25 protein-coding genes are annotated in these 25,888 nt (G+C 61.4%); 7 read left to right on the forward strand and 18 right to left on the reverse strand.

Annotated features, from left to right (window positions below; all coding sequences use genetic code 11):
- Positions 1 to 102: 102 nt before the first annotated feature.
- The 5 genes from M8Q45_RS19785 to rplM form a co-directional block, all read right to left on the reverse strand.
- Positions 103 to 885 (reverse strand): cytochrome c1, encoded by a 783-nt coding sequence (locus tag M8Q45_RS19785; RefSeq protein WP_181287687.1) that lies wholly within the window; start codon positions 883 to 885, stop codon positions 103 to 105.
- On the reverse strand, positions 885 to 2,096 hold the full coding sequence (locus M8Q45_RS19790; RefSeq protein ID WP_181287686.1) for a cytochrome b: 1,212 nt from the start codon (positions 2,094 to 2,096) through the stop codon (positions 885 to 887). The genes M8Q45_RS19785 and M8Q45_RS19790 overlap by 1 nt, the downstream gene beginning before the upstream one ends.
- Positions 2,096 to 2,689 carry a ubiquinol-cytochrome c reductase iron-sulfur subunit gene (gene petA / locus M8Q45_RS19795; protein WP_030138562.1) on the reverse strand — a complete coding sequence of 198 codons (594 nt, stop codon included), beginning with the start codon at positions 2,687 to 2,689 and terminating at the stop codon, positions 2,096 to 2,098. The genes M8Q45_RS19790 and petA overlap by 1 nt, the downstream gene beginning before the upstream one ends.
- A gap of 256 nt (positions 2,690 to 2,945) precedes the next feature.
- Positions 2,946 to 3,338: a 30S ribosomal protein S9 gene (gene rpsI / locus M8Q45_RS19800; RefSeq protein WP_003228056.1), complete on the reverse strand. Its 393-nt coding sequence runs from the start codon at positions 3,336 to 3,338 to the stop codon at positions 2,946 to 2,948.
- Positions 3,339 to 3,352: 14 nt separating this feature from the next.
- Positions 3,353 to 3,781 carry a 50S ribosomal protein L13 gene (rplM, locus tag M8Q45_RS19805; RefSeq protein WP_003205365.1) on the reverse strand — a complete coding sequence of 143 codons (429 nt, stop codon included), beginning with the start codon at positions 3,779 to 3,781 and terminating at the stop codon, positions 3,353 to 3,355.
- A gap of 245 nt (positions 3,782 to 4,026) precedes the next feature.
- Between rplM and M8Q45_RS19810 the strand changes: the two genes are divergently transcribed.
- Positions 4,027 to 5,067 carry an NADP(H)-dependent aldo-keto reductase gene (locus M8Q45_RS19810; RefSeq protein ID WP_249876072.1) on the forward strand — a complete coding sequence of 347 codons (1,041 nt, stop codon included), beginning with the start codon at positions 4,027 to 4,029 and terminating at the stop codon, positions 5,065 to 5,067.
- A 132-nt stretch (positions 5,068 to 5,199) separates the two neighbouring features.
- Here the strand turns inward: M8Q45_RS19810 and M8Q45_RS19815 are convergent, their stop codons facing one another.
- Complete coding sequence (locus M8Q45_RS19815) at positions 5,200 to 6,336, reverse strand: acyl-CoA dehydrogenase family protein (protein ID WP_249876073.1); 1,137 nt, start codon at positions 6,334 to 6,336, stop codon at positions 5,200 to 5,202.
- 243 nt (positions 6,337 to 6,579) lie between these two features.
- Here M8Q45_RS19815 and M8Q45_RS19820 point away from each other — a divergent pair, with 243 nt between their 5' ends.
- A complete protein-coding gene (locus M8Q45_RS19820) occupies positions 6,580 to 7,476 on the forward strand; it encodes a GlxA family transcriptional regulator (RefSeq protein ID WP_249877365.1) in 897 nt (298 codons plus the stop codon).
- A gap of 179 nt (positions 7,477 to 7,655) precedes the next feature.
- Here the strand turns inward: M8Q45_RS19820 and zapE are convergent, their stop codons facing one another.
- The 3 genes from zapE to M8Q45_RS19835 all read right to left on the reverse strand — a co-directional run bounded on the left by zapE (position 7,656) and on the right by M8Q45_RS19835 (position 10,861).
- Positions 7,656 to 8,750, reverse strand: a complete 1,095-nt coding sequence (gene zapE / locus M8Q45_RS19825; protein WP_249876074.1) for a cell division protein ZapE — start codon at positions 8,748 to 8,750, stop codon at positions 7,656 to 7,658.
- A 101-nt stretch (positions 8,751 to 8,851) separates the two neighbouring features.
- Positions 8,852 to 10,207 carry a tryptophan--tRNA ligase gene (locus M8Q45_RS19830; RefSeq protein WP_249876075.1) on the reverse strand — a complete coding sequence of 452 codons (1,356 nt, stop codon included), beginning with the start codon at positions 10,205 to 10,207 and terminating at the stop codon, positions 8,852 to 8,854.
- Positions 10,208 to 10,231: 24 nt separating this feature from the next.
- Entirely contained in the window at positions 10,232 to 10,861 is a 630-nt protein-coding gene (locus M8Q45_RS19835; protein ID WP_249876076.1) for an alpha/beta hydrolase, read from the reverse strand.
- 147 nt (positions 10,862 to 11,008) lie between these two features.
- Between M8Q45_RS19835 and M8Q45_RS19840 the strand changes: the two genes are divergently transcribed.
- Positions 11,009 to 11,446 (forward strand): Z-ring associated ZapG family protein, encoded by a 438-nt coding sequence (locus M8Q45_RS19840; RefSeq protein ID WP_181287677.1) that lies wholly within the window; start codon positions 11,009 to 11,011, stop codon positions 11,444 to 11,446.
- Between the two features lie 301 nt (positions 11,447 to 11,747).
- Here the strand turns inward: M8Q45_RS19840 and M8Q45_RS19845 are convergent, their stop codons facing one another.
- The 8 genes from M8Q45_RS19845 to ehuR all read right to left on the reverse strand — a co-directional run bounded on the left by M8Q45_RS19845 (position 11,748) and on the right by ehuR (position 21,385).
- A complete protein-coding gene (locus tag M8Q45_RS19845) occupies positions 11,748 to 13,133 on the reverse strand; it encodes an aspartate aminotransferase family protein (protein WP_249876077.1) in 1,386 nt (461 codons plus the stop codon).
- Positions 13,130 to 14,617: an NAD-dependent succinate-semialdehyde dehydrogenase gene (locus tag M8Q45_RS19850; protein ID WP_249876078.1), complete on the reverse strand. Its 1,488-nt coding sequence runs from the start codon at positions 14,615 to 14,617 to the stop codon at positions 13,130 to 13,132. Before M8Q45_RS19850 ends, M8Q45_RS19845 begins: the two co-directional genes overlap by 4 nt.
- Positions 14,618 to 14,746: 129 nt before the next feature.
- Positions 14,747 to 15,226 carry an Lrp/AsnC family transcriptional regulator gene (locus tag M8Q45_RS19855; RefSeq protein ID WP_249876079.1) on the reverse strand — a complete coding sequence of 160 codons (480 nt, stop codon included), beginning with the start codon at positions 15,224 to 15,226 and terminating at the stop codon, positions 14,747 to 14,749.
- A gap of 207 nt (positions 15,227 to 15,433) precedes the next feature.
- Entirely contained in the window at positions 15,434 to 16,435 is a 1,002-nt protein-coding gene (gene doeB, locus M8Q45_RS19860) for a N(2)-acetyl-L-2,4-diaminobutanoate deacetylase DoeB (protein WP_249876080.1), read from the reverse strand.
- Between the two features lie 3 nt (positions 16,436 to 16,438).
- Entirely contained in the window at positions 16,439 to 17,629 is a 1,191-nt protein-coding gene (gene doeA / locus M8Q45_RS19865; protein WP_249876081.1) for an ectoine hydrolase DoeA, read from the reverse strand.
- A 39-nt stretch (positions 17,630 to 17,668) separates the two neighbouring features.
- Positions 17,669 to 18,661, reverse strand: a complete 993-nt coding sequence (locus tag M8Q45_RS19870) for a cyclodeaminase (RefSeq protein WP_249876082.1) — start codon at positions 18,659 to 18,661, stop codon at positions 17,669 to 17,671.
- A gap of 23 nt (positions 18,662 to 18,684) precedes the next feature.
- Positions 18,685 to 19,656, reverse strand: a complete 972-nt coding sequence (gene eutB, locus M8Q45_RS19875; protein WP_249876083.1) for a hydroxyectoine utilization dehydratase EutB — start codon at positions 19,654 to 19,656, stop codon at positions 18,685 to 18,687.
- A 334-nt stretch (positions 19,657 to 19,990) separates the two neighbouring features.
- Positions 19,991 to 21,385 (reverse strand): MocR-like ectoine utilization transcription factor EhuR, encoded by a 1,395-nt coding sequence (gene ehuR / locus M8Q45_RS19880; protein WP_249876084.1) that lies wholly within the window; start codon positions 21,383 to 21,385, stop codon positions 19,991 to 19,993.
- A gap of 290 nt (positions 21,386 to 21,675) precedes the next feature.
- On the opposite strand from ehuR, the gene ehuB reads away from it, so the two are divergent.
- The 4 genes from ehuB (at position 21,676) to ehuA (ending at position 24,788) form a co-directional block, all read left to right on the forward strand.
- On the forward strand, positions 21,676 to 22,533 hold the full coding sequence (gene ehuB, locus M8Q45_RS19885; protein ID WP_249876085.1) for an ectoine/hydroxyectoine ABC transporter substrate-binding protein EhuB: 858 nt from the start codon (positions 21,676 to 21,678) through the stop codon (positions 22,531 to 22,533).
- 73 nt (positions 22,534 to 22,606) lie between these two features.
- Complete coding sequence (gene ehuC / locus M8Q45_RS19890) at positions 22,607 to 23,266, forward strand: ectoine/hydroxyectoine ABC transporter permease subunit EhuC (RefSeq protein WP_030139936.1); 660 nt, start codon at positions 22,607 to 22,609, stop codon at positions 23,264 to 23,266.
- Positions 23,263 to 23,919, forward strand: coding sequence for an ectoine/hydroxyectoine ABC transporter permease subunit EhuD (ehuD, locus tag M8Q45_RS19895; protein WP_198796621.1), 657 nt, complete (start codon positions 23,263 to 23,265; stop codon positions 23,917 to 23,919). The genes ehuC and ehuD overlap by 4 nt, the downstream gene beginning before the upstream one ends.
- Positions 23,919 to 24,788 (forward strand): ectoine/hydroxyectoine ABC transporter ATP-binding protein EhuA, encoded by an 870-nt coding sequence (gene ehuA / locus M8Q45_RS19900; RefSeq protein WP_408003292.1) that lies wholly within the window; start codon positions 23,919 to 23,921, stop codon positions 24,786 to 24,788. Before ehuD ends, ehuA begins: the two co-directional genes overlap by 1 nt.
- A 238-nt stretch (positions 24,789 to 25,026) precedes the next feature.
- On the opposite strand, the gene M8Q45_RS19905 is transcribed toward ehuA, so the two are convergent.
- Positions 25,027 to 25,761, reverse strand: a complete 735-nt coding sequence (locus tag M8Q45_RS19905; RefSeq protein ID WP_018604257.1) for a YiaD family glycine zipper/OmpA-like lipoprotein — start codon at positions 25,759 to 25,761, stop codon at positions 25,027 to 25,029.
- Positions 25,762 to 25,888: the final 127 nt, after the last annotated feature.

Genomic DNA, 25,888 nt, shown 5'->3' on the forward strand with positions numbered 1-25,888 from the left:
GCCCAGAGGGCGTCTCCCGTAACCACCTGGCCGACCAGGCTCGTTACACCTTCAGAGACGCCCTTGGGCGCGCACGATTAACAGCAACGGCTTACAGCTTTATCAATGAACGTCTTTCCAGTATTCACGCTTGAGCAGATAAGCGAATACGAAGAAGAACGCCAGGTACAGCAATACATACGTACCGATGCGCTGATGTTCCAGCTTCACCGGGTTGGCCGAGTAGGCCAGGAAAGTCACCAGGTTCTTGACCTTCTCGTCGAACTGCTCCGGCGTCAGGCTGCCGGTGTTCGGCACGATGGTCAACTGGTCGCAGGCTTCATGGGTCAAGGCCGTGCCGGTCAGCGGATCATACTGCTTCTTGCCGTGCTCGACGATCTGAACCTGTTTGCAGCCTACCACTTGGCGACCCTGGAGGCCGACCAGGACGTTCGGCATGCCGACGTTCGGGAAGACCTTGTTGTTCACGCCCCATGGGCGTGCAGGATCTTCATAGAACGAGCGCAAGTAGCCATAGAGCCAGTCGGTGCCACGCACGCGCGCCACCAGGGTCAGGTCGGGCGGCGCTGCTCCGAACCAGGTCTTGGCGTCCGCAGGCTGCATGCCGATGGTCATGTGGTCACCCAGCTTGGCACCGGTGAACACCAGCTTCTCGAGCATCATTTCATGGGGGATGCCCAGGTCATCAGCCACACGCTCGTAGCGCTGGAACTTGGCACTGTGGCAACCCATGCAGTAGTTGGCGAACGTACGCGCGCCGTCCTGCATGGCTGCTTTGTCGGAAACGTCGATGTCGACTTTTTCCAGCTCCGGACCACCGTGTTCAGCCGCGAAGGACAGTACAGGCATGGCAGCAAGAATCAATACAGCAAATAGCTTTTTCATCAGCCAGTCACCCTTTCCGGAACCGGTTTGGTCTTCTCGAGCCTGGTATAGAAAGGCATCAGAATGAAGTAGGCGAAGTACAGGAACGTGCAGACCTGCGAGAGCAACGTGCGCTCCGGTGTTGGCGCCAATACGCCCAGCACACCCAGGATCACGAACGAGATGCAGAACACCACCAGCCAGATCTTGCTCAGCCAGCCTTTATAGCGCATCGACTTGACGGGACTGCGGTCCAGCCACGGCAGGACGAACAGCACGGCGATGGCCGCACCCATGGCAATAACGCCCAGCAGCTTGTCCGGAATCGCCCGCAGAATTGCGTAGAACGGGGTGAAGTACCAGACCGGCGCAATGTGCTCGGGGGTCTTGAACGCGTTCGCCTGCTCGAAGTTCGGCTTCTCGAGGAAGTAACCGCCCATTTCCGGGAAGAAGAACACGATGGAGCAGAAGATGAACAGGAACACCACCACGCCGACGATGTCTTTCACGGTGTAGTACGGGTGGAAGGCAATGCCGTCCAGCGGTACGCCGTTCTCGTCCTTGTGCTTCTTGATGTCCACGCCATCCGGGTTGTTCGAACCCACTTCGTGCAGCGCCAGGATGTGCAGCACCACCAGGCCGAGGATCACGATCGGCAGCGCCACGACATGCAGGGCGAAGAAGCGGTTCAGGGTAATACCCGAGATGAGATAGTCACCACGAATCCACTGGGTCAGGTCGTCGCCGATGACCGGGATCGCACCGAACAGCGAAATGATCACCTGGGCGCCCCAGTAGGACATCTGGCCCCAAGGTAGCAGGTAGCCCATGAAGGCCTCAGCCATCAGCGCCAGGTAGATCAGCATGCCGAAGACCCACACCAGCTCGCGCGGCTTCTGGTACGAACCGTAGAGCAGGCCACGGAACATGTGCAGGTAGACCACGATGAAGAACGCCGAAGCGCCAGTGGAGTGCAGCAGGCGCAGGATCGAGCCGTACTCGACGTCGCGCATGATGTATTCGACGGAGGCAAATGCTTCCTCCGCCGACGGGGTGTAGCTCATGGTCAGCCAGACACCGGTGACGATCTGGTTGACCAGGACGAGCAATGCCAGGGAACCAAAGAAGTAGAAGAAGTTGAAGTTCTTCGGGGCGTAATACTTGCTGAGATGGTCTTCCCACATTTTGGTCGCGGGAAAGCGCGCATCAACCCAATCCATAAGTTTGCTCATCACGCTTTCTCCGTGTCGACGCCGATGACGATGACGTCATCCGACTCATAGGAATGCGGGGGAACTGGCAGGTTCAGGGGTGCAGGCTGGGATTTGTAGACGCGACCCGCCAGGTCATAGTGGGAGCCGTGGCATGGGCAGAAATAGCCACCGACCCAATCCTTGCCCAGGTCGGCAGGGGCCACTTCGGGACGGAACGTTGGCGAGCAACCCAGGTGCGTGCAGATCCCGATCAGCAGAAGGACTTCCGGCTTGATCGATCGCGTTTCAGGGTTGACGTATTCCGGTTGGACCGAGTTCTTGGAAGAGGGGTCGGACAGCTGGCCCTCGATCTTTTTCAGATTCCCCAGGATCTCCTCTGTACGGCGGACGATGAACACCGGCTGACCGCGCCACTCAGCAATCATCTGCTGGCCTGGTTCGATCTTGCTGACATTCACTTTCACCGGTGCACCTGCGGCTTTCGCCTTGGCGCTGGGAAACCATGACCCCACGAACGGGACCGCAGCCCCCACCGCTCCTGCAGCACCCACCACGGATGTGGCTGCTACCAGGAAGCGACGCCGGCCTGCATTCACGCCGTCATTGCTCATTCAGTCCTCTCCCATCAGCTTTGTGGCCTGTTAGATCAGGCGTCTACTAAGTAAAAATCTGAACTTATAAAAATTTTGCCGAATGGTAATGAAAAGCCCCAATTCTGACAAGGTAATTACCATGCGACCAAACCGCTAAGCCTTGTAGTATAGGGGCTCTACGAATGTGGCAAGTTGTCACAGAGCAATTATTTCGCACATAAAAAAACGCCCAGCTCCGTGAGGAACTGGGCGCCTTTTGAACGCGGAAGCGAAATTAACGCTTCGAGTACTGCGGACGCTTACGCGCTTTACGCAGACCGACTTTCTTACGTTCAACTTCGCGAGCATCGCGAGTTACGAAGCCAGCTTTACGCAGGGCGCTGCGCAGAGTTTCGTCGTAATCCATCAGGGCGCGAGTGATGCCGTGGCGGATTGCGCCAGCCTGGCCACTTACACCACCACCGATAACGGTGACGTAGATGTCGAATTTTTCGACGGTCTCGGTCAGTTCCAGCGGCTGACGAACTACCATGCGGGCAGTTTCGCGGCCGAAGAAGTTATCCAGGGAGCGGTTGTTGATGGAGATATTACCAGTGCCCGGACGCAGGAAAACGCGTGCGGTTGCAGTCTTGCGACGGCCAGTGCCGTAATTTTGAGTCGCCGACATAATGAACTATTCCGTTAAAACTTCAGTTCTTGGGGCTGCTGAGCAGTATGAGGGTGAGCAGCGCCCGCATAAACCTTCAGCTTACGATACATGTCGCGACCCAGTGGGTTCTTAGGCAGCATGCCTTTAACCGCGGTCTCGATCACGCGCTCAGGGGCTTTGGCGATCAGCTTTTCAAAGTTGATCGACTTGATGCCGCCAGGAAAACCGGAGTGGGAGTAGTACATTTTGTCAGTGGTTTTAGCGCCAGTAACACGTACTTGCTCGGCATTGATCACGACGATGTAGTCACCGGTGTCAACGTGAGGGGTGTACTCAGGCTTGTGCTTGCCACGCAGACGGCTCGCGATTTCGGTGGCCAGACGACCCAGGGTCTGACCAGCAGCGTCGACGACAAACCAGTCGCGCTTTACTGTTTCCGGTTTAGCAGTAAAAGTTTTCATTCTTTATAGCCTCAGGGGCCGCCCTGTAAATTAGACGGCGGATCTTACTGAATAGTGCGTACTTTGACAAGTCAAAGGCAGCCGGATACAGACGCTTTCGGGGGCTCGGGTCGGCGCGTCCGTTCAACGGCAAGATTCTTCGGCGGCGGCGCATCACTTCCACTGCAGAAAGAGGTGCGCAATTATGCAGATTGCGAAAAATATTTCAACCTGCTTTTATGATTGTTTTGCCCAAGGAGTCCCCGATGGACTATCGCAAGCTAGGCCGAACCGATCTGAACGTCAGCGCCCTGTGCCTCGGAACCATGACCTGGGGCGAGCAGAACAGCGAGGCAGAGGCGTTCGCCCAGATCGAACGCGCCAAGGGTGCCGGGATCAATTTCCTCGACACCGCCGAGATGTACCCTGTGCCGCCGAAGGCCGAGACCTACGCCACCACCGAGCGTTACATCGGTAATTACTTCAAGAGCCGCGGCGACCGCGCCGACTGGATCCTGGCCAGCAAGATCGCCGGCCCCGGCAACACCATCGACTACATCCGCGACAAGAACCTCAAGCACAACCGCCGGCACATCGTCGAAGCCCTGGACGCCAGCCTCAAGCGCCTGCAGACCGACTGGATCGACCTTTACCAGCTGCACTGGCCAGAGCGCAGCACCAACTTCTTTGGCCAGTTGGGCTACACCCACAAGGCCGACGAAGATTTCACGCCACTGGAGGAAACCCTCGAAGGCCTCGACGAACAGGTCCGGGCCGGCAAGATCCGCCACATCGGCCTGTCCAACGAAACGCCGTGGGGCACCATGAAATTCCTCGCCCTGGCCGAGGCCCGTGGCTGGCCACGCGCGGTGTCGATCCAGAACCCCTACAACCTGCTCAACCGCAGCTTTGAAATCGGCCTGGCGGAGATTGCCATCCGCGAACAATGCGGCTTGCTGGCTTATTCGCCGCTGGCGTTCGGCTTCCTGTCGGGCAAATATGAAAACGGCGCGCGCCCCGCCAAGGGCCGCCTGACGCTGTACAGCCGTTTCATGCGCTACTTCAACCCGCAGTCGGAAGCGGCCTGCAGTCGCTATGTCGCCCTGGCCCGCGAACATGGGCTGGACCCGGCGCAGATGGCCCTGGCGTTCGTCACCCAGCAGCCGTTCGTGACCAGCAACATCATCGGCGCCACCACGCTGGAGCAACTCGACAGCAACATCGCCAGCTTCGACCTGAAGCTGTCGGATGAAGTGTTGGCGGGGATCGAGGCGATTCACAAGGATCAGCCGAATCCGGCGCCTTGATTGATTCGTAGGCCCAATCGCGAGCAAGCTCGCTCCCACAGGGGTTCAGTGTTGATCACACAATCGCGATCAAACACGATCCCTTGTGGGAGCGAGCTTGCTCGCGATAGCGGACTCAAGCCCACCCCCTTATCAAAGCGACCGCGCAATGATCTCCTTCATGATCTCGTTGGTCCCGGCATAGATCCGCTGCACCCGCGCATCCGCCCACGCCCGGGCAATCGGGTATTCCCACATGAAACCGTAGCCGCCATGCAACTGCACGCACTCGTCGAGCACCTTGCACTGCAGGTCGGTGCCCCAGTATTTGGCCATCGCCGCCGTCGGTACATCGAGCTTGCCTTGCAGGTGCAGTTCCAGGCAGCGGTCGACGAAGACCCGGCCGATCTGGATCTCGGTGGCCATTTCCGCGAGTTTGAAGCGGGTGTTCTGGAAATCCGCGATGGATTTGCCAAACGCCTTGCGATCGCGGGTGTAATCCACTGTCCATTGCAGCGCCGCTTCGGCCGAGGCCAGGCCGCCGATGGCAACGGTCAGGCGCTCCTGGGGCAGTTCCTGCATCAGGTAGGCAAAGCCCATTCCAGCCTGCCCCAACAGGTTTTCCTTCGGCACCCGCACGTCCTGGAAGAACAATTCCGACGTGTCCTGGGCCTTCATCCCGACTTTTTCCAGGCGCTTGCCTTTCTCGAAGCCCGGCGTGCCCGCTTCCACCAGGAACAGGCTAGTGCCCTTGGCGCCCGCCTTCGGGTCAGTCTTGGCGACGACGATGACCAGGTCCGCAAGGAAGCCATTGGTGATGAACGTCTTCGAGCCGTTGATGACGTATTCGTCACCGTCCAGTACCGCCGTGGTCTTCACCCCTTGCAAGTCGGAACCGGCGCCTGGCTCGGTCATGGCGATGGCGGTGACCATTTCCCCGGACACCAGTTTGGGCAGGTACTTGTGCTTCAACGCCTCGCTGCCGTAATGGAGGATGTACGGCGCGACGATATCGGAGTGCAACGAGAAGCCGATCCCGGTGAGCCCCAGGCGACCGATCTCCTCGATCACCACGGTGCTGTAGAGGAAATCTGCATCCAGCCCGCCATAGGCTTCTGGAAGGTGTGAGCACAACATGCCCGCCTCCCCCGCTTTGTTCCAGAGCTGACGATCGACATGCCCCTGTTTTTCCCACTGGCTGTGGTACGGCACGGCTTCTTTTTCAAGGAAGGTTCGTACAGTGTCTCGGAACAATTCGTGCTCGGGACTGAACAGGGTTCTTGGGATCATGGCGCACCTTTGGTTATTGTTGAACAGGTCATCCGAAAGAGCCTAAGCCTGCGGCGCACAACGGGACACTGGACACTTGCGCCAAAAAATAAGACGATCCAGCCGTTTGATGACCACTATCCCCTATAAAAATAAAGATGAATTATGTCCATGCACGTCTCCACGCCCTTGCGGCGCGTCAGCATCCTGGCCATCGACCGGGTTTTCGCTTCCACCCTCATGCAAGCCAAGGATTTTTTCCACCTGGCCAGCCTGCGCTATGGCAAACAACTGGGCCGTGGCCTGACCCCGGCGTTTGAAACCCGCCTGGTCAGCCCCGATGGCAAACCGGTGAACAGCTTCAGCGATGTGGTCATGCCCGTGGACGGTGGCCTGGAAAACACCGACGTCATCATCCTGCCGGCGTTTTGGGATGACTTCGCAACCCTCTGCCAACGTTACCCACAAGTCTTGCCATGGCTGCGCGAACAACACGCGCGCGGTGCGGTACTCTGCGGCGAAGCCACCGGGGTGTTCTGGCTGGCCGAGGCCGGGCTGCTCGATGGCAAGGAGGCCACCACCTATTGGCGTTTCTTCAATGCCTTCAAGGAACGCTTCCCCCAGGTGCACCTGAACCAGGACAAGCACCTGACCGATGCCGACAACCTGTTCTGCGCCGGCGGCACCACTTCGGCGTGCGATCTCTACATCTACCTGATCGAACGCTTCTGCGGCGCCAACGTGGCCCAGGCCGTGGCGCGGGACATCCTTTACGAAGTGCAACGCAGCTATTCGCCAGGACGGATCGGCTTCGGCGGGCAAAAACTGCACCAGGACGTGATTATCCTGCAGATCCAGCAGTGGCTCGAAGAGCACTTCGCCGACAAGTTCCGCTTCGAGGACGTCGCCCGTGAACATGGCATGAGCATCCGCAATTTCATGCGTCGCTTCCAGACCGCCACCGGCGATAAACCGCTGCATTACCTGCAACGGCTGCGGATCGAAACCGCCAAGGGCTTGCTCTCCGGCAGCCGCAAGAGCATCAAGACCATCAGCTATGAAGTGGGCTACGACGACGCGAGTTTTTTTGCGCGGCTGTTCCGGCAACATACCGACCTGTCGCCGAACCAGTATCGGCAGCAGTTTCAGCAGGCGGCGTGAACCAAGTACATGGCAAAAGTCCACTGTGGGAGCGAGCTTGCTCGCGATGACGGTGGTTCAGCAGCATGAACGTTGGCTGGCAGGGCGCTATCGCGAGCAAGCTCGCTCCCACAGGGTCCGGTGGTGAATCAGCAAAATAAAAAGGCCTGCAATCGCAGGCCTTTCTTGTTTCCGATGCCTTAAGGCTTATGCGCCCGCGACAGGAATTCGTGGGATTGCATTTCCAGCAAACGGCTCAAGGTCCGTTGGAACTCGAACGTCAGGCGACCACCGGTGTAGAGGTCCTTGAGTTCGACTTCCGCCGAAATGATCAGCTTCACGTTACGGTCGTAGAACTCGTCGACCATGTTGATGAAGCGACGGGCGATGTCGTCAGTGGTGACGCTCATCTGCTCGACACCGCTGAGCAGTACGGCGTGGAAGATCTTGCCCAGCTCGATGTAGTCGTTCTGGCTACGCGGGCCGTCGCACAGTTCGCGGAAATCGAACCAGGCGACATCGTCGCAGGTGCGGATGGCGCGGATCTTGCGATTTTCGATGATCAGCTCGTCGTTTTCGACCGCCTGGGTGCATTCCGGCGTGAGGGCGCGGAAGCTCTTGCGCAGGCTTTCTTCGGCGGCGGCATCCAGCGGAAAGTGGAACAGCTCCGCTTGCTCGAGGTGCCGCAGGCGATAGTCCACGCCGCTGTCGACGTTGACGACTTCGGTGTGTTCCTTGATCAGCTTGATGGCCGGCAGGAAGCGCGCCCGTTGCAGGCCGTCCTTGTACAGGCCATCGGGCACGATGTTCGAGGTGGCGACCAACGTCACGCCGTTCTTGAACAATTCTTCCATCAGCGTGCCGAGGATCATGGCGTCGGTGATGTCGGAAACGAAGAACTCATCGAAGCAGATCACCCGGGTTTCGGCGGCGAAACGCTTGGCGATGATGGTCAGCGGGTTCTTTTCGCCGCCCAGGGTTCTCATTTCTTCGTGCACGCGCTTCATGAAGCGGTGGAAGTGCGTCCGCGTCTTTTCCTTGAACGGCAGCGCTTCGAAGAAGGTGTCCACCAGGTACGTCTTGCCGCGACCGACGCCGCCCCAGAAATACAGGCCCTTGACCGGCGCCTGGTCTTTCTTGCCGAACAGTTTGCCCAACAAGCCCGGTTTGTTGTTCGCCGCGGCGATCAAGTCGTCGTACAGGCGCTGCAAGTGCCGCACGGCCGTTTCCTGGGCAGCGTCGTGGAAGAATTCCGGGCGTTTCAGATCAGCTTGATATCGTTCTAGGGGCGTCATATTCGTTAGCAAGGCAACAAAAACGGGCCGTCACTGTAGCGACGGCCCAGAAGAATGGCAATCGGCCCTTATTCGGGCCGATGGTCGGGTAATACCTTCGGTCAGTCCTGGGCAGGCGTCAGTGCCACGCGCAACGCGTCGATGGCCGCATCCCGGGCAGCACTGTCAGCGAACGCTGGGCTCTGGGCCACGCATGCGCCGTCGAGCCAGACACCGAAACCGAGGTCTTCGCTGCGTACGTCCAGGGGTTGGCCGGACTGCAATTGCTTGGTCACCTGCCCGGCGGTCTTGCCGTCGGCAAAGTTGTTCGAGAGCAGAAGTTGCTCGCCCTCGGCGGAAAGCAGGCGGAAGCGGAAACTGCCGTCCTCGTCGCGGAAGCTGACAAAACGGGCGGCCTTGGCCGCTTTCTTTTTGGTCTGGGTCGTCACCTGGACCTGGCTGACGAAGGACCGCAGGCCAACCGCCTCGCGCAGCTGGTTGAGGAACGGCGTAGCCACGGCCCGGGCTTTCTTGGCGCCCAGTTGCAGGATGTCCTCAAGGTCCGACGGACGCTCGATGAACTGGTGATAACGCTCGCGCGCCTCACCCAATTGGTTATCGAGCAATTGGAACAAGCGATTCTTCGCCTCGCCCCACCCCAGGCCCTGCAACAGTTCGCTGCGGAACTCGGCGGACTGCTCGGCAGTGGCGAAAGCCTGGAACAGGGTGAACAGGTGCGCGTTGTCCGGGTCCTTGGCTTCGCCCGGGGCGCGGGAGTCGGTGACGATCCGCGAGATCGCGTCCTTCATCTCCTTGGCACTGCTGAACAACGGGATGGTGTTGTCGTAGCTCTTGGACATCTTGCGACCGTCGAGGCCCGGCAGCGTGGCGACGCTCTCCTCGATCAGCGCCTCGGGCATGGTGAAGAATTCCTTGCCCTGGCCGAACAGGTGGTTGAAGCGCTGGCCGATGTCGCGGGCCATTTCCACGTGCTGGATCTGGTCGCGACCGACCGGCACCTTGTGGGCGTTGAACATCAGGATGTCGGCAGCCATCAACACCGGATAGCTGTACAGCCCCATGGTGATGCCGGCGTCCGGGTCTTCGCCGGCCTCGACGTTCTTGTCCACCGACGCCTTGTAGGCATGGGCGCGGTTGAGCAGGCCCTTGGCGGCGACGCAGGTCAGCAGCCAGGTCAGCTCCGGGATTTCGGGAATGTCGGACTGGCGATAGAACGTCACGCGGTCCACGTCCAGGCCACCGGCCAGCCAGGTCGCGGCGATTTCCAGGCGCGAACGCTGGATGCGCAGCGGGTCATCGCACTTGATCAGGGCGTGGTAGTCGGCCAGGAAGTAGAACGAATCGGCGTTGCTGTCGCGGCTGGCGAGGATCGCCGGACGGATGGCGCCGGCATAGTTGCCCAGGTGCGGGGTGCCGGTGGTGGTGATGCCAGTCAGGATACGGGTACGCGTCGTCATGGGTTATCGCTTGTCAGACTGCTGTCAATTCGAGAGGCGCGGCAGGAGCAGATCCTTGAGATCGGTCAGCTTGCCATGAAAAAAGTGTCCGCATTCTGCCACTTTCAGCAGCTCATGGGGGCGTTGGAGCGCGTCGGACCATGCGTAAACCAATTGCGGATCGACCACTTCGTCGGTTTCCGGCTGGATCACGGTCAGCCCACCCCCTGTTGGCAACGGCGATTGCTCATCCAGGCGCATCACCGCCGGTGCGACCATGAACAGGTGCTTGAGCGCTTGCCCCTGGGCTTCCAGGCGCCCGCCCAGGGTCGCGGCAACAAAGCCGCCAAAGGAGAAGCCGAACAGGGTCAGGGGCAGGCCCGGGTGTTTTTCCAGCAGCCAGGCGGCTGCGGCCTGGGCGTCGTCCACTTCGCCGGAGCCCATGTCATGGCTGCCGGCACTGGCGCCAACGCCGCGATAATTGAAACGCAACGTAACCAGGCCGGCATCGCGAGCGGTGCGCTGCAGGGTCGAGACCACTTTGTTGAGCATGGTCCCGCCCTGTACCGGGTTCGGGTGGCAGATCAGCGCCAGGCCACGGGGAGCCTCGCTGTCCAGGTACAAGGCTTCCAGTTGGCCCACCGGGCCGTCGATGAATACAGGGGTTTCGCGCATAAGCAAGGAAAGAACTCCGTGACCTCGAATAGGGTCGACTCGTCTAGCTAAAAGTCTGTGCCTGGCATCATTGCGATGTTCTTCGCGGTATACAGCGCAGGTCCGAGCCGTTAACGTAAAGCAAAGCCGTTTATAGAGGAAGGACTCGTGGAACACTCGCTCTTAGTTTGGCTGTTGCCGACTCTTGCCCTGGTTGCCGGTGTCGCCATTGGATTCCTGCTTGCCCGCCTGCTGCCGAACGCGGTGCCCAACAGCACCCAACGTCAGCTGGACGACATCCAGGAACGTTTCGACAGTTACCAGAATGAAGTGGTCACTCACTTCAACAGCACCGCTTCCCTGGTGAAAAAACTCACCCAGAGCTACCAGGAAGTCCAGGATCACCTGTCCGAGGGTGCCAATCGCCTGGCCCTGGACGAGCAGACTCGCCAGCGCCTGCTGGCTGCCCTGCAGGCCGATGCGGCACAGACCCCACGGGAACGCCTGACCCCACCGAAAGGGATCCAGGAACCACCACGGGACTACGCGCCGAAGGCCCCGAATTCGCCCGGCATGCTCGATGAGCATTACGGTTTGAAGAAGTAATTTCCGAGCGACATCAAAAAGCCCGCCCGATCCCATGATCAGGCGGGCTTTTTATTGCCTCAAACTCCACTCACTTCAACGCTTGACCCATTGTGGCGAGGGAGCTTGCTCCCGCTGGGCCTGTAGGAGCTGTCGAGTGCAACGAGGCTGCAATCTTTCCAAAGACACTTGAATCCCAAGCGAAAGATCAAAAGATCGTCCGAACGCGGCCCGAGCCTTCGGCAGCTCCTACAACGCGGCCCAGCGGGAGCAAGCTCCCTCGCCACAGGGTATGTGTGTCCTGAAGTATGGTGGACTCAGTTCAAGTCAACACCTCACCCGCCACCTGGTCGATAGCGCCCTTGGTGATGTCAACGATCAGGTCCGCCTCTTCCCGGGTCAGGATCAGCGGCGGGGCGAAGCCCAGGATGTCGCCGTGGGGCATGGCGCGGGCGATCATGCCGCGTTCCAGGCAGGCGGCCGAGACCTTGGGGCCGACTTTGAGTGCCGGGTCGAACGCCGTGCGCTGTTCACGGTCGGCCATGAATTCGACTGCCGCCAGCATGCCGTCTCCGCGCACCTCGCCCACCAACGGATGACCTTCGAGGGTTTCACGCAAACGGCGATTCAAGTAGCCGCCCACATCCTCGGCGTTGGCCGTAAGGTTTTCCCGCTCGAGGATGTCGAGGTTGGCCAGGGCCGCCGCCGCGCAGATTGGATGCCCGGAATAGGTCCAGCCGTGGCCCATGGCACCTTCGGCCTGTGAAGCCTTTTCGATCACGCCCCAGACTTTTTCCCCGATGATCACTGCCGACAATGGTGCATAGGCACTGGTCAGGCCTTTGGCGGTGGTGATCAGGTCCGGCTTCATGCCGTAGCGCTGGCTGCCCATTTTCGAACCCAGGCGCCCGAACGCGCAGACCACTTCATCGGCGATCAACAGCACGTCGTATTTCTTCAATACAGCCTGGATCGCATCCCAATAACCAGCGGGCGGCACAATGATGCCCCCGGTGCCCATCAGCGGTTCGCCAATGAACGCCGCCACTGTTTCTGGCCCTTCGGCGAGGATCATTTTTTCCAGCTCATCGGCGCAATAGCGCACGAAGGCCGCTTCGTCCATGCCCGCCGGGGCCTTGCGGTACCAGTGCGGGCAGACGGTGTGCTTGACCCCTTCCGCCGGCAGGTCGAAATGCTGGTGAAACGCGGGCAGCCCGGTCAGGCTGCCGGTCATGATGCCCGAGCCGTGGTAGCCACGGTCGCGGGAGATGATTTTCTTCTTCCGGGGCCTGCCCAGCACGTTGTTGTAGTAACGCACCAGTTTGATCTGGGTTTCGTTGGCGTCCGAGCCGGACAGGCCGTAGTAAACCTTCTTCATCCCTTCCGGCGCCCAGTCCATGATGCGGCTGGACAGTTCGATGATCGCCTCGCTCGAATGCCCGACATAGGTGTGGTAGTAGGCCAGTTCCTTGGCCTGCTTATAGATGGCGTCAGCCACCTCGGTACGCCCGTAGCCGATGTTCACGCAGTACAGGCCAGCAAAGGCGTCGATGAACTCACGCCCCTCGTGATCGCGAATACGGATGCCCGACGCGCTCTTGATGATCCGCCCCTTGAGCGCGCCGCTGGCGTGGTCATGGGCGTGGGTCGAGGGGTGCATGAAATGCGCACGGTCTTGTTCGAACAGCGTGTTGAGTTCTTGGCTCATGCGGACTCTCCTGGGAACTGGCCTTGATGGTGCAGGCAAAAGTATTTGGTTTCGACAAAGGGCTCGAAGCCCTCGGTGCCGCCCTCGCGACCGAGGCCGGAGGCTTTCATGCCACCGAAGGGAATCGGATGGCCGGTGAACTTGACGCCGTTGACCGCGACCATGGCGTGGTCGAGACGGCGAATCAGGGGATAAATGACATCCAGGCGGTTGGAGCAAATATAGGCGGCCAGTCCGTACTCGGTGTCGTTGGCCATTTCGACGGCCTCGTCCAAGGTGTCGAACGGCATCACGGCGGCGATGGGCGCGAAGTTTTCTTCACGGTAGATGCGCATCTGCGGCGTGACATCGGCCAGCACGGTGGGCTGGTAGAACAACCCGCCCAAGGCATGCACCTCACCACCCACCAAGCGTTGAGCACCCAAGGCCAGGGCATCGGCGACGCGGTCGGCGGTCGCATCGAACGCGGCCTGATGCATCAACGGGCCGACGTCCACCTCCTGTTCCTGCTGATCGACCATGGCCGGCCCGACCCGCAAGGCGCGCACCGCTGCAGCGAAACGTGCGAGAAACGTTTGGTACACCGGGCGCTGGACCATGATTCGGTTGGCCGCGCAGCAGTCCTGGCCCGAGGTCTGGAATTTCGCTTCCACGGCGACTTTTACGGCCAAGGCCAGGTCGGCATCGGCGCAGACAATGAACGGCGCGTTGCCGCCCAGTTCCAGCGCAACTTTCTTCACGTCATGGGCCGCCGCTTGCAGCACCAGTTTGCCGACGCGTGTCGAGCCGGTGAAGCTCACCGAGCGTACGCGGCGATCCTTGACCAGCGTCTCCATGGCCATTTGCGGCTCGCCCAGGACCACGTTGAAGACCCCGGCAGGGAAACCGGCTTCTTCGGCCAATTGTGCCAACGCCAAGGCCGAGTACGGTGTTTCGTGGGCCGGCTTGATCACCACCGTGCAACCGGCGGCCAGCGCGGCGGCGGCCTTGCGGGTAATCATGGCCGACGGGAAATTCCACGGTGTGAGCAGCGCACAAACCCCCACCGGTTCCTTGACCGTGCCAAGGTGCGCATTCGGGATATGGCTGGGAATGTTCTGGCCGTACAGGCGCCGGGCTTCCTCAGCGAACCACGGGATGAAGCTGGCGGCATAGGCGATTTCGCCACGGGATTCGGCCAAGGGCTTGCCCTGTTCCAGGCTGAGGATTCGCGCCAGGTCCTCGCTGTGCTCGGTGATCAACGCCGCCCAGCGCCGCAGGAGGGCGCCGCGCGCTTCCAGGCTTTGTTCGCGCCACGAAGGAAATGCGCGATGCGCCGCGTCCACCGCTGCGACGATCTGCGACTGATCAAGCATCGGTACATGACCGATGACGGTGCGGTTGGCAGGGTTGTGGACGGCCACGCTGTGGCCGCTGTCGCTGTGGACCCAATGGCCGTCGACGTAGCAAAGCGCTTTGAACAACAGCGGATGTTGATAAGGCATGACGTTCACTCCAGAGCGTGTGCGTGAATCCATGCTAGGGCAGCGGCGCTTGGGTTTTCGGATGTTCGAGGGGGGCAGACCCTGGTTTTTTTCTGGAAAAAACCTGCCGGAAAGCGTTTTCTGCGGTGCTCAGGAGGATGCCGTCAGCTCCGCCGGCAACGCACCGGCGGTCTTGATGGTCTTGGTGACGATGTAGGTGAAGTAGCGTTCGATGCCGAGGTCTTCGAGCAGCAACTGATCGACGAAGCGCTGATAGGCATCGACGTCCGGCGCCTGGATCATTGCCAGGTAATCGACACCGCCGCCAGTGGCGTAACAGAACGCCACTTCGGGCGCGGCGATCATGCGTTGCTCGAAACGGCGCATGTCCTGGGCGGTGTGCCGGGCCAGGGTGATTTCCACCAACACCTGTTGGCGCTTGAACACCGCGGCCCAGTCGATCTGCGCCCGATAGCCGATGATCAAGCCCGCTGCTTCCAACTTGCGCACCCGCTCCCAGGCTGGCGTGACCGACAGGTTGATGGCCTCGGCCAGGCTCGACTTGGTGATCCGCCCGTCGTCGGCAAGGATCTGCAGGATCTTCAGGTCGTAGCGATCGAGCTTGTGCATGGGGCCGGGCTCTCCAGGCAATTCAGATATCACACCAATTACTGTGGCGAGGGAGCTTGCTCCCGCTGGGCTCTGTAGGAGCTGTGTAGGAGCTGTCGAGTGCAACGAGGCTGCGATCTTTCCCCGGACACTTGAGTCTCAAGCGAAAGATCAAAAGATCGCAGGCTTCGCCAGCTCCTACAGAACCGGGCCTCGCCACAGGACGCATTACGCCAACACATCCGCAATCACCACCAACGTATCGCCACACTGCACCAGCCCGGGAAAATGCCGGGCCGCGAGCAGGCCGCTGCGGGCGGCGCGGTATTCCACCGGGGCGACGCCGCTGCGGACAGTGTCATGAATACGCGCTACCACCTCGCCCCGGGTGACGTTTTCACCAAGGTCGCGGCACATCTCCAGCAAACCGTTGTGCTCACTGGCAATGAAGCAACTGGCGTCCGGCATGTCGAGCAACAGCGAGGGCTGCAACTCGATCGAGCCCCGCAAAATGCCAGCGTGGATCAACAGGTTGCGCACCCCACGCTCGGCAATCGCCACGCTGCGGGCGGTCGACGAACCGCCGCCGCCCAGTTCGGTGGTGACGAACACCTTGCCCTGGGATTCCGCGGCCGTGTCGTACATCGATCCGGCATCCAGCTCCAGCATGCGCATGCAATACGGCGCGTTGAACGCCAGCATCCCGGCCTCGCAGCGCGCCTGCTGCTGTTTGTCCGGCAAGACGTGGCAGGCGGCGAACGGCAGGAAGTCCAGGGTCCGGCCGCCGGAATGGATGTCCAGGACGATGTCCGCCAAAGGCAACAAGGTGCGGTTGAAATAGTCGGCGATTTTCTCGGTGACGGTGCCGTCCGGCCTGCCGGGAAAACTGCGATTGAGGTTGCCCTTGTCGATCGGCGAAGTCCGGCGCCCGGCATGGAAGGCCGGGGTGTTCATGAACGGCACGATGATCACCCGCCCGCTGACATCTTCGGCGCTCAACTGCTGGGCCAGTTTGCTCAGGGCCAACGGGCCTTCGTACTCATCGCCATGGTTGCCACCGCTGAGCAACGCGGTCGGGCCGCTGCCGCGCTGGATCACGGTGATGGGAATCATCACCGCGCCCCAGGCCGAATCGTCCCGCGAATACGGCAGCTTGAGAAAACCGTGCTGCACGCCCTCGCGGCTGAAATCCACCGTGGCGCTGATGGGATTGTCGGGCAATTCACGCATGGCTCAATCCTTCACGAACAGTTGGCGAGGCACGTTGCACAGCGTCTCGACGCCGGTCTCGGTGATCAGGATGCTCTCGGTGATTTCCAGGCCCCAGTCGTCCATCCACAGCCCCGGCATGAAGTGGAAGGTCATGCCCGGTTGCAACACGCTGTTGTCGCCGGGACGCAGGCTCATGGTGCGCTCGCCCCAATCCGGTGGATAACTGATACCGATGGGGTAGCCGCAACGGCTGTCCTTGTGGATGCCGAATTTCTCCAGCACCTTGAAAAACGCCACGGCGATGTCCCCGGTGGTGTTCCCCGGCTTGGCCGCGTCCAGGCCGGCGGCGATGCCTTCGACCACGGCTTTTTCTCCGTCGAGGAAATGCTGCGGCGGCTTGCCCAGGTAAATGGTGCGCGACAGCGGGCAGTGGTAACGCTTGTAGCAACCGGCGATTTCAAAGAAGGTGCCGGCGCCCCGTTCGAACGGTGAATCGTCCCAGGTCAGGTGCGGCGCGCTGGCGTCGGCACCGGTGGGCAACAGCGGCACGATGGCCGGGTAGTCGCCGCCATGGCCGTCGGCACCCAGGATGCCGCTGCTGTAGATCTCGGCCACCAGTTCGTTCTTGCGCATGCCCGGTTCGATCCGTTCGAGGATCCGCCCGTGCATGTTCTCGACGATGCGCGCGGCGATGCGCATGTAGGCGATTTCCTGGGGCGATTTCACCGCACGCTGCCAGTTCACCAGGCCCACTGCGTCCACCAGCTTCGCCTCGGGCAGATGTTTTTGCAGGGACAGGTAGGCGGCGGCGCTGAAGTAGTAGTTGTCCATCTCCAGGCCGATGGTCAGGGCGCCCCAGCCACGGGCGATGATCACCTCGCGGGACAGGTAGTCCATCGGATGGCGCTCGCGGGACTGCACGTAGATGTCCGGGTAGCCGACGATGTTGTCGGCCTGCATGAACACCGTGCGCCTGGCCCCGTTGGCATCCTGGCCGCGACCGAACCACACGGGTTCGCCGTCCAGCGCCAGCAACACGCATTGATGTACATAAAACGACCAACCGTCATAGCCGGTGAGCCAGGCCATGTTCGACGGATCGGTGACCAGCAGCAGCTCCAGGCCCTGGGCCTGCATGGCCGCGCGAACCTTCGCCAGGCGCTGGGCGTATTCCTCCCGCTGGAACGGAAGATTGACGACTATCTCTGACATCCACCTGCCCTCTGTTCAAATGACTCGTGAAAAAATGATCTAGCGCCCGAACGCAAAACCCTTGCCCGCTGTCCGCGCCCGCTCGAAGGCGAGATTGGCGATAGCGGTGTCCTGGGCGCCGGTGCCGGTGAGGTCGCACAGCGTCACTTGCGCCGCATCGGCACGCCCGATTCGCTGCCCCGCCAACACCCGCCCCAGCTCCAACAATGCGAGGTCATCGCGAACGGTGCCTGCCACCAGGGCGTGGTGCAGTTCACCGAGCACGCGGGTCTGGCTCAAGCGGTCGGCGACATAGCAGTCGACCGCCGCCAAGGCTTGCGGGGAAATTTCGTTCTTGTGCTCCGCGTCCGATCCCATTGCCGTGATGTGCAGGCCCGGATGTAAATGGCGGGCTTCGATCAACGGCTCGCGACTGGGGGTGCAAGTGATGGCGATGTCCACGCCTTCCATGGCGTCATCGATGGAGGCGCATGGCGTGACGGCAAGGCCGGTGTCGCGAGCGAGTTCGGCACTGAAGGCCTTGGCTTTTTGCGCATCCCGCGCCCAGACCCGCACCTCGTCGATTGGCCGCACCAGGCGCAGCGCCTGAAGCTGCAACGCCGCCTGTTCGCCGGCACCGATCAGCGCGACGCTGCGGCTTTCTTCGCGAGACAGGCAACGCGCCGCCACCGCCCCGGCCGCGGCGGTGCGCACGGCGGTGAGGTAGCCGTTGTCCAGCAGCAACGCTTCCAGCAGGCCGGTGCGCGCCGAGAGCAGCATCATCATGCCGTTGAGGCTGGGCAGGCCGAGCTTGGGGTTGTCGAAAAAACCCGGGCTGACCTTGATCGCGAAGCGCTCCAGGCCCGGCAGGTAAGCGGTTTTCACGTCCACTTCGCCGTTATGCTCGGGAATGTCCAAGCGCAGGATCGGCGGCATCGCCACGGCGGCGGTGGCCAGCAGCACGAAGGCCTGCTCGACGGCGTCGATGCTGGCCAGGTCGAGGGCCACGCAACTGCGCAGGTCGGCTTCGCTCAATAGGGTGACTTCACTCATGACAGGCTCCGTTCAACGGGTTATCAGGCGTTGGCGCCAGCGATCACGCGGGCATGGTGTTCGGTGTCGACGTTGCGCCCGCTGACCACCACCACGATGGGGCCGCGCGGCTCGACCAGGCCATCGAGCAACGCCGCGATGCCGACCACGGCGGCGCCTTCGAGCACCAGGCGCTCGTGGTGATAGGCGTGGCGGATGGCATTGGCGATGGAGACCTCCGAAAGCAGGTGCAGGTCATCGATCAACTGCCGGGTCATGGCGAAGGTGTAGCGGTTGTCCAGGCCGATGCCGCCGCCGAGGGAGTCGGCCAGCGTTGGCAGTTCTTCGACATTGACGGGCTGATCGGCGGCGAGGCTGGTGTGCATCGCCGCGCCTCGGGCCATGCTGATGCCGTGGACCTGAATCGTCGGGTTGGCACTTTTCAGGGCCAGGGCAACCCCGGCGAACAGGCCGCCACCGGACAACGGAACGAGAACCTGGGCCACGTCCGGTTGCTGTTCGAGGATTTCCAGGCCAAGGGTGCCTTGGCCGGCGATGATCGCCGGATGATCGAAGGGCGGCAGGAAGGTCGCGCCCTGCTCGCTCGCGATACGTTCGGCTTCGCGCTGGGCATCGTCCTGGGATTGGCCGACGATGCACACCTCGGCGCCCAAATCGCGAATCGCCTGCACCTTGTTGGCCGGCACCAGGTTCGACAGGCAGACCAGCGCCCGGACGCCCTGCTGCGAGGCGGCATAAGCGAGCGCCCGGCCATGATTGCCGGTCGAAGCCGTGACGACGCCTCGGGCTTTCTGTTCGGCGCTGAGCTGTGCCACCGCATTGCTCGCACCACGCAGCTTGAAGCTGCCGGTGATCTGCAGGGCTTCCAGCTTGAGGTACACCGGCACCCCCATCCGTCGCGACAGGCTGGAGGAGCGCTCCATGGGCGTGCGCCTGACCTGCGACTCGATGCGCTGGCGAGCGAGGAAAATGTCCTGAAGCTGCAACCCTGTCATGACCGCGTCCCGAGCAGATGTGTTGGGCGCAGTCTAAGAGGGCTGGATTGTGGTGATTAATGTACTAGGGCAATTTAGTTTGCATTCACTACTGACCGAAAGAAGTGACCACAATCCATAAGGAACACCTTATCCCGTGGCGAGGGAGCTTGCTCCCGCTGGGCCTGTAGGAGCTGCCGAGCGAAGCGAGGCTGCGATCTTTTTCCCAGATATTTGAACGCAATTGAAAGATCAAAAGATCGCAGGCTTCGCCAGCGCCTACAGAGCCGAGCGGGAGCAAGCTCCCTCGCCACAAAGGCACAGGCAACTTTGGAGAAAGCCCACTGCTTGCATATCAGAAATCATGAATCTGCGGATACTGGTTGAAGATCTCCCGCATGCCGATCAACGCATGGCGCATTTCTTCATCGCTGCATTCGGCACCGACGCAGACCCGCACCGCGCGGGGCCTTGGCGTGCCGCGTACGGTGAACGGATCGGGGGATGTGACGGCAATGTGCTTGTGGCGCAACGCGCGCACCAGGCTGTCGACTTCCCAGTGTGGCGGGATGCCGATCCATGCATTCAAGGCATGAGGATGCTGGGCCAATACGTGTTCGCCCATGTACTCGGTGACCATCGCCTGGCGCCCGGCCAACAAGCGCCTTTGTAGGTGCAACAACGACTCGGCGCGGCCGTCGCGAATCCAGCGGGCGGCGATTTCCGAGACCATCGGCGTGGCCATCCAGCTGTTCACCCGCAAAATGCTCTCAGTGCGCAGCGCCAAGCGCTTGGGCACCACCAGATAACCAATCCGCAACCCGGTGAGCACCGACTTGGTCATGCTCGTGCAATAGAACGACAACTCCGGCAGGTAATGGCTGATGGGCGGCGCCCGGCGCTCGTCCAGCAGCGGACCGTACACATCGTCTTCGATGATGTGCACGCCAAAGCGTCGGGCGATCTCGGCGATTTCCCGGCGACGGGTGTCGGGCATCAGGCTGGTGGTGGGGTTGTTCAGGTTCGGCGTGCACACCAGCGCGGTGATGCGCTCGTTGCTGCACATGTCTTCGAAATGCTCGGGGTCGATGCCATGGCGGTCAGTGTCCAGGCCCTTGAGGGTAAAGCCCAGCACTTGGGAATTGCCGATCACGCCGTGGTCGGTCAGCCCTTCGCAGAGCACCACATCGTCCGGCCCGGCGAGGGAGGCCAGGGCGAGGAAGATGCCATGGGCGGCGCCATTGGTGATCAGTACATCGTTGCGATCGACTTTCAGCCCCTGTCGGCCGATCCATTGCGCTGCCGCTTCGCGGTGGGATTCAAAACCGGCTATCGGACGAAACGCATGGATCCACGGCTGGTCCTCTTCGGTACTCAGCTCGGCACAGGTGTCGCGCCAGCACTGGTCGTGCTCGCGGGTATGCAGGATGCGCGTGATGGAAAAATCCACCAGCGCCCGCTCGGGGCTGTCGAGGATATACGTGGCGACCCGATCACTCATGCGCCGCGAGACGAAACTGCCACGCCCGACTTCGCAACGCACCAGCCCTTGGCGCTCCAACTCCTTGTAGGCGTTGGTGACGGTTTGCACGCTGATGCCCATGGCGTCGGCCACCTGCCGTTGCGGCGGCAGGCGCTGGTCGTTGGCCAAGGTGCCCTGTTCGATATCGTCGGCGATGGCCTGCACCAGGATCTTGTATTTGGATTCACCACTGCGGGCGAGGTCCAGGGCTGACTTCCACTTGTCCATAACGGCTGCAACCGGCGTGAGAACGGGTGCGCACAGCATTGCGCGGCCATCGCGGCAATGCAATTGTCCTAGTGCAATACAATCCGCGCCGGGGCTTTTGTATGCTCGATCCAAGGTCGTTATCCAGGCGGGTGCATTGCCCCGACAAAAAGCCGGACCGACCTGTACCGGCGACATTCCCGATTCCAGGTCACGTCCGGATCCGCCGTCGTACGTTTTGCTCTTGTCACACTGCCTCCTAACACAGAACCGTCCGCTGACGGATCCACAAGAAACAGGAGATTCTATCGATGAGCAATTTTCTTCCCCGCACTTGCACACCCTTGCGCCGGCTCTTGTTGACCTGCGCCGTGCTCGGCCTGGCCGGCAGCGTCCAGGCGGCGACCCTGGATACCGTCAAAAGCAACAGCAGCATCCGGATCGGCTACGCCAACGAAACCCCGTTTGCCTTCACCGAAACCGACGGCACCGTCACCGGGGAGTCGCCGGAGATCGCCAAGATCATCTTCGCCAAGATGGGCATCAAGCAGGTCAATGGCGTGCTCACCGAGTGGGGCTCGCTGATCCCGGGCCTGCGCGCCGGTCGCTTCGATGTGATTGCCGCCGGCATGTACATCACCCCGGCACGCTGCAGGCAAGTGTTGTTCACCGATCCGCAGTATCAGTTGCCCGACGCCTTGCTGGTAGCCAAGGGCAACCCGAAAAAACTCCACAGCTATGAAGACATCGCCAAGCAACCGGATGTGAAGCTGGCAATCATGGCCGGCACGGTAAACCTGGCGTACGCGCGTGATTCCGGGGTCAAGGACGAGCAGATCCTGCAGGTCCCCGACACCACTGCGCAATTGCAAGCCGTGCGCGCCGGTCGCGCCGACGCCGCCGTCGGCACGCAACTGACCATGAAAGGCCTGGCCGCCAAGGGCGGTGACAAGGTCGAGGCGATGACCGAATTCAAGGACGACCCGTCCCACATCGGCTACGGCGCCCTGGCCTTCCGGCCCGAAGACAAGGACCTGCGCGACGCGGTCAACGCCGAGCTGAAAAAGTGGCTGGGTTCGGAAGAACACCTCAAGGCCGTCGCGCCGTTCGGTTTCGACAAATCCAACGTCACCAGCAAGACCGCGGCCGAGCTCTGCGCTCAGCCCTGACGGCATGCCGAAACGGGCATGACGCACAGCGCGTAATGCCTGTTCCCCGCTTCATCGGACATCGGGTTGAACCATGGGCGAATTACTTCCGTTATTGATTCAAGGGGCCTGGGTCACGCTGCAAGTGACCTTCTTCGGCTCGCTGCTGGCGATTGTCGCGGCGGTACTCGCAGCCCTCGGGCGGCTGTCGCCGTGGCGCGCGTTGCGCTGGTTTTCCATCACCTACATCGAAGTGTTCCGAGGCACGTCGCTGCTCGTGCAGTTGTTCTGGCTGTTCTTCGTGCTGCCGCTGCCGCCCTTCAACGTCGAACTGAGCCCTTACGCCGTGGCGATCGTCGGCCTGGGCCTGCACATCGGCGCGTATGGGGCCGAAGTGATGCGCGGCGCCATCAGCTCGGTCGCCAAGGGCCAATACGAAGCCTGTACGGCGCTGAACTTCAGCGCCTTCACGCGCTTCAAGCGAATCATCCTGCCCCAGGCGTTGCTGGCGGCGATTCCACCGGGCACCAACCTGTTGATCGAGCTGCTGAAGAACACCTCGTTGGTCTCGCTGATCACCTTGTCGGACCTGAGCTTCCGGGCGCGCCAGTTGGATCAGGCGACATTCCAGACCCTGGAAATATTCAGCCTGGCGCTGGTGATGTATTTCATCCTCGCCCAGGCCATCAACTTCGGCATGCGCAACATCGAGCGGCGACTGAGCCGGGGCCGGATGCGCGGAGGTCTGTCATGACATTGTTCGACTGGTCCTACGCCGCGCAAATTCTTCCGGACCTGCTGCGCGCGTCCCTCAACACCGTGGGCATCACGTTGATCGGCTTCCTGATCGCGATCGTGCTGGGGCTGTTCCTGGCGATTGGCCGGCGCAGCCGCCGATTCTGGCTGTCGTGGCCGGCCACGGCGGTGATCGAGTTCATCCGCAGCACGCCGTTGCTGATCCAGGTGTACTTCCTCTACTACGTACTGCCCAACTACGGCCTGAGCTTGACGGCCATGCAGGTCGGCATCGTCGGCATCGGCCTGCATTACGCCTGCTACATCGCCGAGGTCTATCGCAGTGGTCTCGACGCGGTGCCACGGGCGCAGTGGGAGGCGGTGACGGCGTTGAACATCGCGCCGTACGACGCGTATCGCAACATCATCCTGCCCCAGGCCTTGCGCCCCATCGTGCCGCCGCTGGGCAACTACCTGGTGGCGATGCTCAAGGACACGCCGGTGCTGTCGGCGATCACCGTCGTGGAAATCATGCAGCAGGCCAAGAACATCGGCTCCGAAAATTTCCGCTACCTGGAACCGATCACCATGGTCGGCCTGTTCTTCCTCGCCTTGAGCCTCGCCTTGGCCTACCTGGTACGGCGCCTTGAAACGCGCATGGAGCTACGCTAATGACTTTACCTCTGTCCACGCCCACCGACTTGTCCCGGCGCAGCACGCTGGCATCGCAGCAGGAGGCCCCGGCCATGCAGATTCCGACACCGTCCCGGCCGATTGTGAGTTTCCAGGACGTGACCAAAAGCTATGGCAGCTTCACCGTGCTGGATCACTTGAACCTGGATGTCGCGCCCGGTGAAAAGGTCGCGATCATCGGCCCCAGCGGCTCGGGCAAGTCCACGCTGCTGCGGGTGCTGATGACCCTCGAAGGCATCGACCAGGGCCAGATCCGCGTCGAGGACGACTCGCTGACCCACATGCCCAACCGCAACGGCGTGCTGGTGCCAGCCAACGACCGACACATCCGCCGCGTGCGCGGGAAGATCGGCATGGTGTTCCAGAGTTTCAACCTGTTCCCCCACATGACCGCGTTGCAAAACGTCATCGAAGCGCCGGTACAAGTGCTGGGCATGAACCCGAAGGAAGCCCGCGAGCGCGCCGCCGACCTGCTGGAGCTGGTGGGCCTGGGCAACAAGCTCGATCATTACCCGTCGCAGCTGTCCGGCGGCCAGCAACAGCGGGTGGCGATTGCCCGGGCGCTGGCGATGCGGCCGAAAGTGATGCTGTTTGACGAAGTGACGTCGGCGCTGGATCCGGAGCTGTGCGGCGAGGTCTTGAACGTGATCCGCAAGCTGGGCGCCGAACACAACCTGACGATGCTGATGGTGACCCACCAGATGGGGTTTGCGCGGGAGTTCGCTGATCGGGTGTGTTTCTTCTACAAGGGCCAGATTCATGAACAAGGCACGCCGGCGCAGATTTTCGAAAACCCGCAGCAAGAGCGTACGTGTGCGTTCTTGAGTGCGGTGAAAGAGGCTAACTAAACCTACCCACTAGAGTGAACACTGTGTTTGGTCCGGGGAGATGGTGTTGTGGCGAGGGGATTTATCCCCGCTGGGCTGCGCAGCAGCCCCTAATCAAGCAACTCGGAGTGTCAGGCTGATGGAGCTGACTGTTTTGGGCCTGCTTCGCAGTCCAGCGGGGATAAATCCCCTCGCCACAGAGCCGCAAAAAAAGGGGGACCCCATTTCCGGGGTCCCCCTTTCATTTACCGCCCAGCGATCAAGGATACTGCTGGTAAGTCTGGCCCTGCTGCTGCGGCGCCTGGTACTGCTGCCCCGGAATCGCCTTGAGGTTGACCTCGACCCGACGGTTCTGCGCACGGCCATTGACGTCGGCGTTGCTCGCCACCGGGTTGTCCGGGCCTGCGCCACGGGCCGAGAGGTTGGCACCGCTTACGCCTTGGGACGTCAGGTAGGTCGCCACGCTCTGGGCGCGGCGCTGGGACAGGTCCATGTTGTGCTGGCGGCTGCCGGTGCTGTCGGTGTAGCCGACGATTTCGATCTGGTTCTGGTTGAACTCCTTGAGGGAGTTGGCCAGGTTGTTCAACGGCTGGTAGAAGCTGGAAGCGATGTTCGCCGAGTCGGTGGCGAAGGTGATGTTGCCTGGCATGATCAGTTTGATCTGGTCGCCCTGGCGCTGCACTTCAACACCGGTATTGGCCATGCTGGCGCGCAGTTTCTTTTCCTGCTGGTCGGCGTAGTAGCCGTAGCCTGCCGCCGAGGCCCCCACCACTGCGGCGCCGATCAACGCGCCCTTGCCGCGGTTATCGTGACCGATGGCCGCACCGGCCAACGCCCCCGCCAGTGCGCCGAGGCCGCCGTACTTGGCGGTTTTGCTCATGCCCGAGGATTCGGTAGAGGCCTGGCCCTGGTTGTCATAGGGGTTGGGCGACGCACAGCCGGACAACAGGGCCACGGCGGTAGCGACAACGATCAAGCGACGCGAGGTGAACATGGAGATGCTCCTGGGATTTTCAGTCTGGTTGCCAAAGTGTAGGCAATCGACTCTGGCTGGCGTTGGAACGCGACAATCGTTAAAAATTCCGTCCCGCTGCGCTGCGCTTCGCCCTGACTGGAAAACA

The organism is Pseudomonas sp. T1.Ur (assembly GCF_023516725.1).
Classification (GTDB): Bacteria; Pseudomonadota; Gammaproteobacteria; order Pseudomonadales; family Pseudomonadaceae; genus Aquipseudomonas; species Aquipseudomonas alvandae.

Bases quoted from the DNA above. Each gene is read 5' to 3' on its own strand.
- doeB (WP_249876080.1), bottom strand. From the start codon at position 16,435: ATGCGTGAATTGCCCGACAATCCCATCAGCGCCACGGTGGATTTCAGC.
- M8Q45_RS19815 (WP_249876073.1), bottom strand. From the start codon at position 6,336: ATGATCCCAAGAACCCTGTTCAGTCCCGAGCACGAATTGTTCCGAGAC.
- M8Q45_RS19830 (WP_249876075.1), bottom strand. From the start codon at position 10,207: ATGACGACGCGTACCCGTATCCTGACTGGCATCACCACCACCGGCACC.
- ehuB (WP_249876085.1), top strand. From the start codon at position 21,676: ATGAGCAATTTTCTTCCCCGCACTTGCACACCCTTGCGCCGGCTCTTG.
- eutB (WP_249876083.1), bottom strand. From the start codon at position 19,656: ATGACAGGGTTGCAGCTTCAGGACATTTTCCTCGCTCGCCAGCGCATC.
- doeA (WP_249876081.1), bottom strand. From the start codon at position 17,629: ATGTCAGAGATAGTCGTCAATCTTCCGTTCCAGCGGGAGGAATACGCC.
- M8Q45_RS19835 (WP_249876076.1), bottom strand. From the start codon at position 10,861: ATGCGCGAAACCCCTGTATTCATCGACGGCCCGGTGGGCCAACTGGAA.
- petA (WP_030138562.1), bottom strand. From the start codon at position 2,689: ATGAGCAATGACGGCGTGAATGCAGGCCGGCGTCGCTTCCTGGTAGCA.
- ehuR (WP_249876084.1), bottom strand. From the start codon at position 21,385: ATGGACAAGTGGAAGTCAGCCCTGGACCTCGCCCGCAGTGGTGAATCC.
- ehuD (WP_198796621.1), top strand. From the start codon at position 23,263: ATGACATTGTTCGACTGGTCCTACGCCGCGCAAATTCTTCCGGACCTG.
- rplM (WP_003205365.1), bottom strand. From the start codon at position 3,781: ATGAAAACTTTTACTGCTAAACCGGAAACAGTAAAGCGCGACTGGTTT.
- M8Q45_RS19790 (WP_181287686.1), bottom strand. From the start codon at position 2,096: ATGAGCAAACTTATGGATTGGGTTGATGCGCGCTTTCCCGCGACCAAA.
- M8Q45_RS19870 (WP_249876082.1), bottom strand. From the start codon at position 18,661: ATGAGTGAAGTCACCCTATTGAGCGAAGCCGACCTGCGCAGTTGCGTG.
- zapE (WP_249876074.1), bottom strand. From the start codon at position 8,750: ATGACGCCCCTAGAACGATATCAAGCTGATCTGAAACGCCCGGAATTC.
- ehuA (WP_408003292.1), top strand. From the start codon at position 23,919: ATGACTTTACCTCTGTCCACGCCCACCGACTTGTCCCGGCGCAGCACG.
- M8Q45_RS19855 (WP_249876079.1), bottom strand. From the start codon at position 15,226: ATGCACAAGCTCGATCGCTACGACCTGAAGATCCTGCAGATCCTTGCC.
- M8Q45_RS19850 (WP_249876078.1), bottom strand. From the start codon at position 14,617: ATGCCTTATCAACATCCGCTGTTGTTCAAAGCGCTTTGCTACGTCGAC.
- M8Q45_RS19810 (WP_249876072.1), top strand. From the start codon at position 4,027: ATGGACTATCGCAAGCTAGGCCGAACCGATCTGAACGTCAGCGCCCTG.
- M8Q45_RS19845 (WP_249876077.1), bottom strand. From the start codon at position 13,133: ATGAGCCAAGAACTCAACACGCTGTTCGAACAAGACCGTGCGCATTTC.
- rpsI (WP_003228056.1), bottom strand. From the start codon at position 3,338: ATGTCGGCGACTCAAAATTACGGCACTGGCCGTCGCAAGACTGCAACC.
- M8Q45_RS19785 (WP_181287687.1), bottom strand. From the start codon at position 885: ATGAAAAAGCTATTTGCTGTATTGATTCTTGCTGCCATGCCTGTACTG.
- ehuC (WP_030139936.1), top strand. From the start codon at position 22,607: ATGGGCGAATTACTTCCGTTATTGATTCAAGGGGCCTGGGTCACGCTG.
- M8Q45_RS19905 (WP_018604257.1), bottom strand. From the start codon at position 25,761: ATGTTCACCTCGCGTCGCTTGATCGTTGTCGCTACCGCCGTGGCCCTG.